13 protein-coding genes are annotated in these 13,125 nt (G+C 56.0%); 4 read left to right on the top strand and 9 right to left on the bottom strand.

The annotated features are described in order from the left end of the window. Window positions 1-98 precede the first annotated feature (98 nt). The 4 genes from dgoD to dgoR are packed head-to-tail and all read right to left on the bottom strand — an operon-like array spanning window position 99 to window position 3,409. Complete coding sequence (dgoD, locus tag EDF81_RS18350) at window positions 99-1,247, bottom strand: galactonate dehydratase (protein WP_123349611.1); 1,149 nt, start codon at window positions 1,245-1,247, stop codon at window positions 99-101. After that, complete coding sequence (locus tag EDF81_RS18345; RefSeq protein ID WP_123349610.1) at window positions 1,244-1,861, bottom strand: 2-dehydro-3-deoxy-6-phosphogalactonate aldolase; 618 nt, start codon at window positions 1,859-1,861, stop codon at window positions 1,244-1,246. Before EDF81_RS18345 ends, dgoD begins: the two co-directional genes overlap by 4 nt. Then, window positions 1,845-2,723 carry a 2-dehydro-3-deoxygalactonokinase gene (locus tag EDF81_RS18340; protein WP_123349609.1) on the bottom strand — a complete coding sequence of 293 codons (879 nt, stop codon included), beginning with the start codon at window positions 2,721-2,723 and terminating at the stop codon, window positions 1,845-1,847. The genes EDF81_RS18345 and EDF81_RS18340 overlap by 17 nt, the downstream gene beginning before the upstream one ends. Next, window positions 2,720-3,409: a D-galactonate utilization transcriptional regulator DgoR gene (dgoR, locus tag EDF81_RS18335; RefSeq protein WP_123349608.1), complete on the bottom strand. Its 690-nt coding sequence runs from the start codon at window positions 3,407-3,409 to the stop codon at window positions 2,720-2,722. The genes EDF81_RS18340 and dgoR overlap by 4 nt, the downstream gene beginning before the upstream one ends. Window positions 3,410-3,693: 284 nt before the next feature. Between dgoR and EDF81_RS18330 the strand changes: the two genes are divergently transcribed. Beyond that, the gene (locus tag EDF81_RS18330; protein ID WP_123349607.1) at window positions 3,694-4,782 is read left to right on the top strand and encodes an FAD-binding protein; all 1,089 of its coding nucleotides are present in this window, start codon (window positions 3,694-3,696) and stop codon (window positions 4,780-4,782) included. A gap of 22 nt (window positions 4,783-4,804) precedes the next feature. Here the strand turns inward: EDF81_RS18330 and yidA are convergent, their stop codons facing one another. The 5 genes from yidA to dnaA form a co-directional block, all read right to left on the bottom strand. Beyond that, window positions 4,805-5,617 (bottom strand): sugar-phosphatase, encoded by an 813-nt coding sequence (yidA, locus tag EDF81_RS18325; protein WP_123349606.1) that lies wholly within the window; start codon window positions 5,615-5,617, stop codon window positions 4,805-4,807. Window positions 5,618-5,773: 156 nt separating this feature from the next. Beyond that, complete coding sequence (gene gyrB, locus EDF81_RS18320) at window positions 5,774-8,185, bottom strand: DNA topoisomerase (ATP-hydrolyzing) subunit B (RefSeq protein WP_123349605.1); 2,412 nt, start codon at window positions 8,183-8,185, stop codon at window positions 5,774-5,776. 28 nt (window positions 8,186-8,213) lie between these two features. After that, entirely contained in the window at window positions 8,214-9,287 is a 1,074-nt protein-coding gene (gene recF / locus EDF81_RS18315) for a DNA replication/repair protein RecF (protein WP_123349604.1), read from the bottom strand. Beyond that, window positions 9,287-10,387, bottom strand: coding sequence for a DNA polymerase III subunit beta (gene dnaN, locus EDF81_RS18310; RefSeq protein ID WP_123349603.1), 1,101 nt, complete (start codon window positions 10,385-10,387; stop codon window positions 9,287-9,289). Before dnaN ends, recF begins: the two co-directional genes overlap by 1 nt. Window positions 10,388-10,391: 4 nt before the next feature. Continuing rightward, window positions 10,392-11,783 (bottom strand): chromosomal replication initiator protein DnaA, encoded by a 1,392-nt coding sequence (gene dnaA / locus EDF81_RS18305; RefSeq protein WP_123349602.1) that lies wholly within the window; start codon window positions 11,781-11,783, stop codon window positions 10,392-10,394. Between the two features lie 604 nt (window positions 11,784-12,387). Between dnaA and rpmH the strand changes: the two genes are divergently transcribed. Genes rpmH through yidD form a run of 3 tightly spaced genes read left to right on the top strand, consistent with a single transcriptional unit; the run spans window position 12,388 to window position 13,124 of the window. Beyond that, window positions 12,388-12,528 carry a 50S ribosomal protein L34 gene (gene rpmH, locus EDF81_RS18300; RefSeq protein WP_000831330.1) on the top strand — a complete coding sequence of 47 codons (141 nt, stop codon included), beginning with the start codon at window positions 12,388-12,390 and terminating at the stop codon, window positions 12,526-12,528. A 15-nt stretch (window positions 12,529-12,543) separates the two neighbouring features. Further along, complete coding sequence (gene rnpA / locus EDF81_RS18295) at window positions 12,544-12,903, top strand: ribonuclease P protein component (protein WP_123349601.1); 360 nt, start codon at window positions 12,544-12,546, stop codon at window positions 12,901-12,903. After that, window positions 12,867-13,124: a membrane protein insertion efficiency factor YidD gene (gene yidD / locus EDF81_RS18290; protein WP_123349600.1), complete on the top strand. Its 258-nt coding sequence runs from the start codon at window positions 12,867-12,869 to the stop codon at window positions 13,122-13,124. Before rnpA ends, yidD begins: the two co-directional genes overlap by 37 nt. Window position 13,125 lies beyond the last annotated feature (1 nt).

Raw genomic sequence — 13,125 nt, 5'->3', positions numbered from 1 at the left:
CCCTGTAAATTACAGAGGGTGTGTTTAAAGATTTATTTTTTTAGCTTTTTTAATGCTCTAAATACTTCACGCCGCAGTGGCGTGAAATATGACAAGCATCACCACTCGGCGACCGTTCCGTCCTCGTGACGCCACAATGGGTTGCGCCAGTCCGGGGCATTCTTACTGAGTTCAATCACCTTCTCTTCGTCAATTTCCACCCCAAGACCCGGCTTCATTAACGGTTTAAAGAACCCACCTTCCATATTGAAGTCTTCTTTGTTCTTCACAAAGTCGAGCAGTTCCGCGCCTTTGTTGTAGTGAATCCCCATGCTCTGCTCCTGGAACACCGCATTGTGGGAAACAAAGTCGACGTGCAGACAGGCCGCCAGCGCAACCGGACCCAGCGGGCAGTGCGGCGCCAGTGCCACATCATAGGACTCGGCCATTCCGGCGATTTTATAGCATTCGGTAATACCGCCCGCATGGGAGAGATCCGGCTGCAGAATGGCCACGCCGCCCGCATCGAGCACACGTTTAAATTCAAAGCGGGAGAACATACGCTCCCCGGCGGCAATCGGAATATGCGTTTGCGCAGCCAGCTTCGGATAATATTCCGCCTGCTCGGCCAGCACCGGCTCTTCAATAAACAGCGGGCGATACTGTTCCAGCTCTTTAATTAAGACTTTAGCCATCGGCGCACTGACGCGACCGTGGAAGTCGAGGCCAAATTCAATCTCATTGCCGAAGGTTTCGCGAATTTGCGCCACGGTATTAACCGCTGCGTCAATTTTCTTCGAATTATCGATCAGGGATAACTCTTCGCAGCCGTTTAATTTAAAGGTATCAAAACCGATTTTACGCAGGGTATTAATCCCGTCGATCACATCGGCCGGACGATCGCCGCCAACCCAGCTGTAGGCTTTGATTTTGTCGCGTACCAAGCCGCCCATCAGCTGCCATACGGGCGCGTTCAGCACCTTACCTTTGATGTCCCACAGGGCCTGGTCAATACCGGCAATGGCGCTCATCAGGATCGGGCCGCCGCGGTAGAAGCCCGCACGGTACATAACCTGCCACAGGTCGTTAATTCGCGCCGGGTCCTGACCAATCAGGTATTCACCCAGTTCATGGACCGCTGCCTCTACGGTACGCGCACGGCCTTCGATAACCGGCTCGCCCCAGCCCACAACGCCTTCGTCGGTCTCAATTTTGAGGAACATCCAGCGGGGAGGTAAACGGTAAGTGGTGAGTTTGGTGATTTTCATTGCACTGCCTCTCGATACGCTTTAACAAATGCGGCTGCCTGCTGCGCGGTACGCTCAACGGATTGCCCCGCGCGGTATAAATCGCTGCCCAGACCGGCGCCGATACAGCCCGCGTCCAGCCACTGCTTCAGGTTTTCCGGCGTGACGCCGCCCACGGCAAACACCGGGATCTCCGGCGGCAGAACGGCCTTCAGGGCTTTGATATAGTCCGGGCCAAACGCCGATGACGGGAAGATTTTCAGCGACTGTGCGCCCGCATTAATGGCATCAAAGGCTTCGGTGGCGGTTGCGCAGCCCGGGCAAACCATCATGCCGTGCTCCACCGCGCGGCTAATCAGGGCCGGCTGGATATTGGGCGTGACCATCAGGGTGCAGCCCATCGCGGCAAGCTGCTCCAGTTGCTCCAGCTTGAGCACGGTACCTGCGCCAATCAGCGCTTTATCACCAAACGCCTTCACCATTGCGGGAATGCTGACTTCCCAGTTCGGCGAATTAAGCGGGATCTCGACCGCTTCAAATCCGGCCGCAATCACCGCCTCGACGTGGGCATGCGCCTCATCGGGTTTGATGCCGCGCAGGATCGCGATAAGGGGAAGTCTATTTTGCCACTGCATGAGCGATGCTCCTTATGCCTGCCTGAAATGCCGCGTCGCCGCTGATTGCCGATGCGCTTCGCCCGGCCAGTAAAAAGGCCTGCTGGTAGCGCGCGGTCAAAGAGGGACTGGCGACAAGAGTAACGGCCTGCTCGTGGCTGGCGTGACGGGTCATACTCGCCACCTCGCTGCCAATCAGCAGACCGGAGAGAAATTCGCTGACCTCTTCACGCGCCAGCGCACCGAGTACGTGCGAGGCGCGGACTTCAAACAGACGAGGCAAAAGGTCCGGGGATTCAAGGCCGCGGGTTAGTCCCGCTTCAAAGGCCTGCGCAGAGGCAACCTGCTCCGGTAATCCGGCACCCACCAGGGTGTGCTTAAGCAGGACGTGATGGAGTTCTCCGGTCATCACGGTACGGAAATCGGTGACGGATTCGCCGTCGACGCGCACCCATTTACAGTGCGTGCCCGGCATCACATAGAGAGAGGAAGGCTGTAATTCACGGGCGCCGAGCAGCTGCGTCTCTTCGCCGCGCATCACGTTGTGGTTATCATCCTGCGCCACGCACAGGCCCGGAATAATCCAGACGTTATCGGTGACGGCGGTGAGCTGTTGACCGATATCGCTCAGACGCGCCGGACAGGGCAAATAAGGAACGTTAACCCATCCGGCATTGCTGCCGACCATACCGGCCATGACGACCGGCGTGGTGTCGACGTCCCAGCCCTCGGTCACCTGCGCTAATACCGCTTCGAATGTCCGCCCGTTCAGGCGAGTGACGCCCGCTTCGGACTGCCTGCTGTCCAGACAGTCATCGCCCTGGTATAGCCAGGCGCGAAGATTGGTTGAGCCCCAGTCGATAGCGATATAGCGTGATGTCATGTGATTTCCTTTAGCCTTTGGGTTGAGCTGGCAATCATCGTGAGCGCTGCCTGCTCTGCTGCATTGCCGTCCTGATGCCGTATCGCATCGAACAGCGCTTTATGTTCCTGCAGGGTTTTCGGCATGTTGCCCTCATCCCCCATCCAGGTGCGTTCAAAGACCGCCCGCTGTAGCGAACTGATCGCCACGCTCAGCTGCTGTAAAACCGGGTTGTGCACCGACTGCAGCACCGCCTCGTGGTAGCGAATATCCGCTTCGTTAAAGGCATCCCGGTCCTGGTTGTTGGCGATCATGTCATTGAGCGCCGCCTCAATTTGCGCCAGGTCGCTGGAGGTGGCCCGCTCGGCCGCCCAGCGGGCAATGGCCGGTTCCACCAGGTTACGGACTTCGCTCATCGCGCTAATCAGGCGCGGATCGTAGTCATGCTCCAGCACCCACTGCAGCACCTCGGTATCGAGGTAGTTCCACTGGTTGCGTGCGGCAACAAACGCCCCGCGATAACGCTTCATCTCAATCAGCCGCTTTGCCATCAGGGAGCGGTAGACTTCGCGAATAATATTGCGCGACGTTTCAAACTCTTCGCACAGATCCGCCTCGGAAGGCAGCGCTGCGCCGGGAACATATTTACCGCTGACGATCTGTCGCCCGAGGGTAACGATGATGCGGTCGGTCTTCGTAATGGTCATAAAAGGTCCTTTGAACGGTTTACCGCCATTACTGTATCCCTGTTGACGTAAAAACCCCCAGCATTGAAGTACAAATCTGAGCGGTCTTTATCATCCAGTGACCAGATGGTAGTACAATACATTATAGTTGTACTACAATTCAGATCACAAAAACGACAACTGGTAAGTAAATTGTTATCGGAATGATGTGGGCAGTTAATGACAAGTCTGCATCCTCTTCGCCGACTTCACCCTGACTTCACATCCACGGCGTACGCTTCCTTCCGTTGATACAGGAGGATGATATGCAGCATTTCGACGTGGCGATTATTGGTCTCGGCCCTGCGGGCGCGGCGCTGGCACGGCAGCTGGCGGGTAGCCTGAACGTTATTGCGCTGGATAAGAAACAGCGGGACGGCAACAAGGGATTTAAAAAGCCCTGTGGCGGGCTGCTGGCCCCGGATGCCCAGCGCGCCTTTATTCGCGCCGGTATTACGCTTCCGGTGCAGGTGATGGCCGATCCACAGATTTTTAGCGTGCGGACCGTCGATGTGCAAAGTGCGATCGAACGAAACTATCAGCGCTGTTATCTGAATATCGATCGCCACGCCTTTGATTTATGGATGAAATCGCTGATCCCGCCGTCCGTCACCGTCCATCACGATGCGCTGTGTCGAAAAATCTGGCGTGAGGATGGGCTGTGGCACCTGGTCTTTAGCGCCGAGGGTCAGGAAACACAAATTACCTGCCGCTACCTGGTGGGAGCCGATGGCGCAAACTCAATGGTACGGCGCGTGCTTTACCCCGGCCACGAAATCCGTCAGTACGTGGCGCTGCAGCAGTGGTTTAAAGATCGCCACCCCGCGCCGTTCTACTCCTGCATTTTCGATAACACCACCACCGACTGCTATGCCTGGAGCATCAGTAAAGATGGCTACTTTATCTTTGGTGGGGCGTTCGCACCTAAGCACAGCCGGGAGAATTTTGCCGCGCTAAAAACGCGGCTGGAGAGCGTGAATTTTCATTTTGGCGAGGCGCTGAAAAGCGAGAAATGCACGGTCCTCTGCCCGTCACACTGGTCCGATTTCGTCTGCGGCAAAGAGAATGCGTTTCTCATCGGTGAAGCGGCGGGGTTTATCAGCGCCAGCTCGCTGGAAGGCATTAGCTACGCTCTGGACAGCGCGGAGATACTGAGCGGTATTCTGTGTGCAGCGCCGAAAGATGCCTGTGCGGTATATCGCAGAAAGACCCTGGGCCTGCGGGTGAAACTGCTGGGGAAAATCGTGAAGAATAAGTGCTTAACCACGCCGTGGCTGCGCAGGCTGATTATGCAAAGCGGGATCGCGAATATCCCTCTGACGCCGGAAGGACAGAGCAAACAGGCAGAGGCTTAGTACCTCTGCCTGTCAGAGTCGTTTAATTCAGAACGAACTTCTCAATGGCGTAAGCCACGCCGTCTTCCAGGTTCGATTTGGTGACAAAGTTAGCCGCGTCTTTTACCGCACCGATGGCGTTATCCATCGCCACGCCAACGCCGGCGTATTCGATCATCGCAATGTCGTTTTCCTGATCGCCAATCGCCATAATCTCTTCCGGCTTGATGCCCAGCACGTCGGCCAGAGATTTGACGCCGGTACCTTTATTGACGCGTTTATCCAGCATTTCGAGGAAGTAAGGCGCACTTTTCAGCACGGTGTACTTCTCTTTCACTTCCTGCGGGATACGAGCGATGGCTTTATCGAGGATCTCCGGCTCGTCGATCATCATCACTTTCAGGAACTGGGTATTCGGGTCCATGTTCTCTGCTTCGCAGAACACCAGCGGGATGGTGGCAACATAGGCCTCATGCACGGTGTAGTAGCTGATATCGCGGTTGGCGGTATAGAGCGTATTGCGATCGAGCGCGTGGAAGTGCGAACCCACGTCGCGGGAGAGTTTTTCCAGATAGCGGTAGTCGTCATAGCTCAGCGCAGTCTGGGCGACGGTGCTGCCGTCGCTGGCTTTCTGCACCAGCGCGCCGTTATAGGTGATGCAGTAATCCCCTTCCTGCTCCATATGCAGTTCTTTCAGGTAGCGATGCACGCCAGCGTAAGGGCGGCCGGTGGTCAGAACCACGTTAACGCCTCGTGCACGCGCGGCATCAAGCGCATTTTTAACGCCTGCAGAGATAGTGTGATCGGGCAGCAGCAGCGTGCCGTCCATATCGATTGCGATAAGTTTAATAGCCATGAGGTCCCCGAAAGAAGTAAGTGCTTTCCCATGCTAACGCGATTCCGCTCAAAAAACAGCAGCAGCCTGACGGGAAAAGGGGGAGGAAAACGAGACGGGAACTGCCTCTTTTAATAAAGACGTGCCTCTTTCCAGCGGAAAGAGGCACGGAAGGACTTAGATATCGATATTCGCCGCTTTCAGGGCGTTTTCTTCGATAAAGGCGCGGCGCGGTTCAACGGCATCGCCCATGAGGGTGGTGAACAGCTGGTCGGCGGCAATCGCATCTTTAACGGTAACGCGCAGCATACGACGGCTTTCCGGATCCATGGTGGTTTCCCACAGCTGCTCCGGGTTCATCTCGCCCAGACCTTTATAGCGCTGGATAGCCAGGCCACGACGGGACTCTTTCACCAGCCATTCCAGCGCCTGCTCGAAGCTGGTCACCGGCTGACGGCGTTCGCCACGTTCGATAAAGGCATCGTCTTCGATCAGGCCGCGCAGCTTCTCGCCGAGGGTGCACAGACGGCGGTATTCGCCACCGGTAACAAACTCGTGATCGAGCGGATAGTCGGTATCCACGCCGTGGGTACGCACGCGAACGATCGGTTCAAATTGCTGCTCCGCGTTCTGGCGAACGTCGAGCTGCCACAGGCTACCGTGCGCTTCTTTCTCGTTCAGATCGCTGATCAGGGTGTTGATCCAGCGGGTTACCGTCTGCTCATTGCTCAGGTCGGTTTCGCTCAGCGTCGGCTGATAAACCAGCTCTTTGAGCAGCGCTTTCGGGAAGCGACGCTCCATACGACCGATCATCTTCTGTACGGCGTTGTACTCGGACACCAGTCTTTCCAGCGGCTCACCGGCCAGCGCAGGCGCAGCGGCGTTGGCATGCAGGGTCGCACCGTCGAGAGCGATAGCGATCTGATACTGATCCATCGCTTCGTCATCTTTAATGTACTGTTCCTGCTTACCTTTTTTCACTTTATACAGCGGCGGCTGAGCGATATAGACGTGGCCGCGCTCAACGATTTCCGGCATCTGACGGTAGAAGAAGGTCAGCAGCAGGGTACGGATGTGCGAGCCGTCGACGTCCGCATCGGTCATGATAATGATGCTGTGATAGCGCAGCTTGTCCGGGTTGTATTCGTCGCGGCCAATGCCGCAGCCCAGCGCGGTGATCAGCGTCGCCACTTCCTGAGAGGAGAGCATCTTGTCGAAGCGCGCCTTCTCAACGTTAAGGATTTTACCCTTCAGTGGCAGGATCGCCTGGTTCTTACGGTTACGTCCCTGCTTCGCAGAGCCGCCCGCTGAGTCCCCTTCCACCAGGTAGAGTTCGGACAGCGCCGGGTCACGTTCCTGACAGTCGGCTAGCTTGCCCGGCAGGCCTGCCAGGTCCAGCGCACCTTTACGGCGGGTCATTTCACGGGCTTTACGCGCAGCTTCACGCGCACGTGCCGCATCGATAATTTTGCCGACCACGATTTTCGCGTCGGACGGGTTTTCCAGCAGGTATTCGGCCAGCAGCTCGTTCATCTGCTGCTCTACCGCCGTTTTCACCTCGGAGGAAACCAGTTTGTCTTTGGTCTGCGAGGAGAACTTCGGATCCGGTACCTTCACGGAGACAACGGCAATCAGGCCTTCACGGGCGTCGTCGCCGGTGGCGCTAACCTTGGCTTTTTTGCTGTAGCCTTCTTTGTCCATATAGGCGTTCAGGGTACGGGTCATCGCCGTACGGAAGCCGACAAGGTGCGTACCGCCGTCGCGCTGCGGAATGTTGTTGGTAAAGCAGTAGATGTTTTCCTGGAAACCGTCGTTCCACTGCAGCGCCACTTCCACGCCGATACCGTCTTTTTCGGTGGAGAAGTAGAAGACATTCGGGTGGATCGGCGTTTTGTTTTTGTTGAGGTACTCAACAAACGCCTTGATGCCGCCTTCGTAGTGGAAGTGGTCCTGCTTGCCGTCGCGCTTATCGTTCAGGCGAATAGAGACGCCGGAGTTAAGGAAGGACAGCTCGCGCAGACGCTTCGCCAGGATGTCGTATTCAAACTCGGTAACGTTGCTGAAGGTTTCCAGGCTCGGCCAGAAACGCACGGTGGTCCCGGTTTTTTCCGTGTCACCGGTTACCGCCAGCGGTGCCTGCGGCTCGCCGTGCTGATAAATCTGACGATGCGTTTTGCCTTCGCGGTTAATCACCAGCTCCAGCTTCTGCGACAGAGCGTTAACGACGGAAACGCCCACGCCGTGCAGACCGCCGGAAACTTTATAGGAGTTATCGTCGAATTTACCGCCCGCGTGCAGAACGGTCATGATCACTTCGGCTGCGGAAACGCCCTCTTCCGGGTGAATACCGGTCGGGATCCCACGGCCATCATCCTGTACGGAGACCGAGTTATCGGCATGGATGGTGACAATAATGTCTTTACAGTGCCCTGCGAGCGCTTCGTCGATAGCGTTATCGACCACCTCAAATACCATGTGGTGCAGACCGGTGCCGTCATCCGTATCGCCGATATACATACCCGGGCGCTTACGCACCGCATCCAGCCCTTTGAGGACTTTGATACTGGAGGAGTCATAAGAATTCGACATCAACGTTTCTCGCTCATTTTTTCTTGGGTTAATCCGTTATTTTACCCTTTTCCACGCTGAACATCTTCGAATTTTTGTCCGACATGTCCAGAACGTGTTCAGCGCTGATGGCGCTAACAAAAACCTGCGACTGCGTGGCTTTTAAGCGGCTGGCAAGCAGCCCGCGACGCGTATCATCAAGCTCTGAGGCAAAATCATCTATCAGGTACAGGCAACGCCGCCCGCTTTCGCGGGTTAAAAACTCGCCCTGCGCCAGACGCAGCGCGCACATCAGCAGCTTCAGCTGACCACGCGACAGCGTATCCTCCACCGGCGCACCGTCGGCACGAATGCGAAAATCCGCCTTGTGCGGGCCGTGAGCGGTGTAGGTCAGCATCCGATCGCGCTCGAAGCTGCGTTCCAGCACTTCGGCGTAGTCGGTCTCTTTTTCCCAGCCGCGCTGAAAGCCAAAGCTGAGACTGAATTCGGGTAAAAACTGTTTGCAGGTGTCCGCCATATCATCGGCGATAGCCGCGCTGTACTCGGCGCGCCAGCGGCTGATCTGCTCCGCCAGCGGGATAAGCTCCATATCCCAGGGACGCAGCTGGGCATAGCGGCTGACCTGGCGCAGGGCGGCGTTACGCTGCTTCAGCAGGCGTCGCAGATTGCTCCAGGCGGTAAAGAAACCGGCTTCGTTATGAAAGCAGCCCCAGTCGATAAAGGCCCGACGGTATTTCGGCCCGCCGTTCAGCAGGGTAAAACCTTCCGGGGTGATCAGCTGCATCGGCATCAGCAGCGCCAGCTCGGCCACTTTGTGCCCGTCGCTACCGTCGATACGCACGGTGCTGTCACCCTGCTTATCTTTGGTCAGGCCAATGGAAATCTCGCGATCGGAGCCCTGCAGTCGGCCGTGCAGCACAAAGGATTCCTGCTCGTGGCGGATCACCCTGCCAATCTGCAGGCTGCGAAACGCCCGGCCGTGGCCGAGGGTATAGAGCGCTTCAAGCACGCTGGTTTTGCCGCTGCCGTTGGCACCGACAAGGAAATTAAAACCGGGAGATAAAGCAAGATCCGCGCTTTCGATATTGCGAAAGTCGCGGATCAACAGGCGGGTGAGCGACATTACAGTCTCATAGGCATAACGACATACGCAGCACTTTGAGAGGCCGCATCTTCAATCTGTACGCTCGACACAGAGTCGGTCAGCAGAATACGCACGTTCTCGCACTTCAGCGCATTAAGCACATCCAGCACGTAGCTCACGTTGAAGCCGATTTCCATCTCGGTGCCGCCGTAGGTGACATCGAGGATCTCTTCCGCTTCTTCCTGCTCCGGGTTATTGGCGGTGATTTTGATCTGGTTCTCATGCACAAACAGGCGCACGCCGCGGAATTTCTCATTGGAGAGAATGGCCGCACGGGCAAAAGCTTGCTTCAGCAGATCGCAGCCGGCTTCGAGGGTTTTATCCGGATTCTTCGGCAATACGCGACGATAATCCGGGAAACGACCGTCAACCAGCTTGGAGGTAAAGATAAAGTCGCCGACGTGCGCACGGATATTGTTGCTGCCGATCTGCACGCGCAGCGGAGTATCGCCGCCGTCGAGCATACGCATCAGCTCAATCACGCCTTTACGCGGTACGATCACCGAATGGTTAGGCAGCTCCTGACCAATGGGCATCGAGCAAACCGCCAGGCGGTGGCCGTCGGTCGCCACGGTGCGCAGCTCTTCGCCTTCGGTTTCAAACAGCATCCCGTTCAGGTAGTAGCGCACGTCCTGATGGGCCATTGAGAACTGAGTCGCCTCAATCAGACGCTTCATCGTGGCCTGCGGCAGGGTGAATTCGACCTCGCTCTGCCAGTCATCGAGATTCGGGAAGTCCACGGCGGGCAGGGTAGAGAGCGAGAAGCGGCTGCGTCCTGAACGCACCAGCATACGTTCGCCTTCCAGCTGCAGCGAGATCTCCGCGCCTTCCGGCAGACCACGGCAGATATCGAAGAATTTACGCGCCGGAACGGTGGTGGCACCCGGCTCGTGGGGCTGAGTCAGCGCCACACGTGCGACCATTTCCATTTCCAGATCGGTACCGGTCAGGGAAAGCGTACCGTCCGCGACCTGCAGCAGCAGGTTACCCAGGATCGGCAGCGTAGGACGTCCCCCCAGCGGGCCACTGACCTGCTGAAGCGGTTTTAATAAGAGTTCACGTTCAACGGTAAATTTCATAGCGTCACGAGGATAATGTTCTGATTAAGTTAGAGAAATCTTCTTTAATATCGTGGCTTTCTTCACGCAACTGCTCAATCTTACGGCAGGCGTGCAGCACGGTTGTATGGTCGCGGCCACCAAACGCATCGCCGATTTCCGGCAGGCTATGGTTGGTCAGTTCCTTGGCCAGTGCCATGGCCATCTGGCGCGGACGCGCAACCGAACGGGAACGCCGTTTGGAGAGCAGATCCGCCACCTTAATTTTATAGTACTCCGCCACCGTCTTCTGAATATTGTCGATGGTGACCAGTTTTTCCTGCAGCGCCAGCAGATCGCGCAGGGCTTCACGCACAAAGTCGATGGTGATAGCGCGGCCGGTAAAGTTGGCGTTGGCGATAACGCGGTTCAGCGCGCCTTCCAGCTCACGAACGTTAGACCGCAGACGCTTGGCAATAAAGAACGCCACTTCGCCCGGCAGACGAATGTCGTTTTCGTCGGCCTTTTTCATCAGGATCGCCACGCGGGTTTCCAGTTCAGGCGGCTCGATCGCCACCGTCAGGCCCCAGCCAAAGCGGGATTTCAGACGATCCTCAACCCCGTTGATCTCTTTCGGGTAACGATCCGAGGTCAAAATGATCTGCTGATTGCCTTCAAGAAGGGCGTTGAAGGTGTGGAAGAACTCTTCCTGAGAACGCTCTTTATTAGCAAAGAACTGAATGTCATCGATCAGCAGCGCGTCAACGGAACGGTAGTAGCGTTTAAACTCTTCGATCGCGTTGTTTTGCAGGGCTTTGACCATATCCTGAACAAAGCGCTCGGAGTGCATATACACCACTTTAGCATTGGGCTTGCGCGCAATAATGCCGTTGCCCACCGCATGCAGCAGGTGGGTTTTACCCAGACCCGTACCACCATAAAGGAAGAGTGGGTTATAGGCGCCGCCGGGGTTATCCGCCACCTGGCGTGCCGCCGCACGGGCCAGCTGGTTGGATTTACCTTCAACGAAGTTATCGAACGAATTCTTGAAGTTAACGTTAGGACGGTAGACCGGTTCCGCCGCAGCCGGGACGTTGTCCCAGCTCGAACGCGCTGGCTGGGCCACACGAGCAACCTGGGCCTGAGCCGCCTGCGCCGCAACGCTTGCAGGTTCTCTCAGGGTCTGTACCGCTGGCTTAGTCCCCACCTCAAAACGCAGCTGTGGGGCATCTGCACCGCAGAACTCATTCAGCAGTCCATTGATATTATTTAAATACTTATCTCTTACCCAGTCGAGGACAAAGCGGTTTGGCGCATACAGAGCCAGCGTGCTATCGCTCAGTTCCGCCTGCAAAGGGCGTATCCACATACTGAATTCTGTGGCTGGTAACTCATCCTGCAATCGGGCAAGACACTGCTGCCAAAGCGAAAGTGACACGGCGGACTCCACTCGAACAAAAGTCGATAAAAGGTAAGGCGGAAACATTAATGATTTTTGACGCACACCGACAAGACCCAAAAGGGCGATGCGCGAACCGCTATCTGCGGTTTTTGTCCGATCGTTAACCACGGATCGCGATCGGGACCGCGGATCATAGCCTAAAGTGAGGCAGAGATCTTCTGTTTCTCACAGTTTCTTGCCTGGTTATCCACAGGCAAGGATCGCAACCGGCTAAGTGTAATCGATCCTGGCGAGGGCGCGGCACGATTCAGAACACATATTGAAAATTTAATGAGCAGGGACAAAATCATGCTTAAACGATCTCAGGAAGATCCCGAACGATCCTTGCGCTTTACTGATGAGGCCGTATAATTCTCCACCCGGTGCGTAATGCTCGATTCCGGGCGTCGAAAACGCAGATTTTTTGCGCAAAGATGCGTGGAAAAGTATGCGCAATGCGGTAAAGAGAATTGACTCTGGAGTGTACAATTATTACAATCCGGCCTCTTTAATTACCCATTACTTCGGCGTTAGCTGGTCGTTCGGCGATCGGACATACGCAAAAGTCAGTGAATTTATTCAAGTTTAGGTAGAAATCGCCATGAAACGCACTTTTCAACCGTCTGTACTGAAGCGCAACCGTTCTCACGGCTTCCGTGCTCGTATGGCTACTAAAAATGGTCGTCAGGTTCTGGCACGTCGTCGTGCTAAAGGCCGCGCTCGTCTGACCGTTTCCAAGTAAGAAAGCTAACCCTCGGTGGTTAAGCTAGCATTTCCCAGGGAGTTACGTTTGTTAACTCCCAGTCATTTCACATTCGTCTTCCAGCAGCCACAACGTGCTGGCACGCCGCAAATCACCATCCTCGGCCGCCAGAATTCGCTGGGGCATCCCCGCATCGGTCTTACCGTCGCCAAGAAAAACGTCAAACGTGCGCATGAACGCAACAGGATTAAACGCCTGACGCGCGAAAGCTTCCGCTTGCGTCAACACGAACTGCCGTCAATGGATTTCGTGGTGGTGGCGAAGAAGGGGGTTGCTGACCTCGATAACCGTGCTCTTACGGAAACGTTGGAAAAATTATGGCGCCGCCACTGTCGCCAGGCTCGCGGGTCCTGATAGCCCTTATCAGGGTCTATCAACGCCTGATCAGTCCGCTGCTCGGGCCACACTGTCGTTTCACGCCGACCTGTTCAAGCTATGGAATTGAGGCATTGCGCAGGTTCGGAATGATAAAAGGCAGTTGGTTGACGGTGAAACGCGTATTAAAATGCCACCCTTTACACCCGGGTGGAGACGACCCCGTCCCGCCAGGACCTTCTAAAACCAGAGAACACTAAC

The organism is Enterobacter sp. BIGb0383, assembly GCF_003751845.1.
Taxonomy (GTDB): domain Bacteria; phylum Pseudomonadota; class Gammaproteobacteria; order Enterobacterales; family Enterobacteriaceae; genus BIGb0383.
The sequence above is the reverse complement of the archived record's forward strand: the minus strand, read 5'-3'. Positions and strand labels throughout refer to the sequence as shown.

Coding starts and splice junctions, on each gene's coding strand:
- dgoD (WP_123349611.1), bottom strand. CDS start 1,247: ATGAAAATCACCAAACTCACCACTTACCGTTTACCTCCCCGCTGGATG.
- EDF81_RS18345 (WP_123349610.1), bottom strand. CDS start 1,861: ATGCAGTGGCAAAATAGACTTCCCCTTATCGCGATCCTGCGCGGCATC.
- EDF81_RS18340 (WP_123349609.1), bottom strand. CDS start 2,723: ATGACATCACGCTATATCGCTATCGACTGGGGCTCAACCAATCTTCGC.
- dgoR (WP_123349608.1), bottom strand. CDS start 3,409: ATGACCATTACGAAGACCGACCGCATCATCGTTACCCTCGGGCGACAG.
- EDF81_RS18330 (WP_123349607.1), top strand. CDS start 3,694: ATGCAGCATTTCGACGTGGCGATTATTGGTCTCGGCCCTGCGGGCGCG.
- yidA (WP_123349606.1), bottom strand. CDS start 5,617: ATGGCTATTAAACTTATCGCAATCGATATGGACGGCACGCTGCTGCTG.
- gyrB (WP_123349605.1), bottom strand. CDS start 8,185: ATGTCGAATTCTTATGACTCCTCCAGTATCAAAGTCCTCAAAGGGCTG.
- recF (WP_123349604.1), bottom strand. CDS start 9,287: ATGTCGCTCACCCGCCTGTTGATCCGCGACTTTCGCAATATCGAAAGC.
- dnaN (WP_123349603.1), bottom strand. CDS start 10,387: ATGAAATTTACCGTTGAACGTGAACTCTTATTAAAACCGCTTCAGCAG.
- rpmH (WP_000831330.1), top strand. CDS start 12,388: ATGAAACGCACTTTTCAACCGTCTGTACTGAAGCGCAACCGTTCTCAC.
- yidD (WP_123349600.1), top strand. CDS start 12,867: ATGGCGCCGCCACTGTCGCCAGGCTCGCGGGTCCTGATAGCCCTTATC.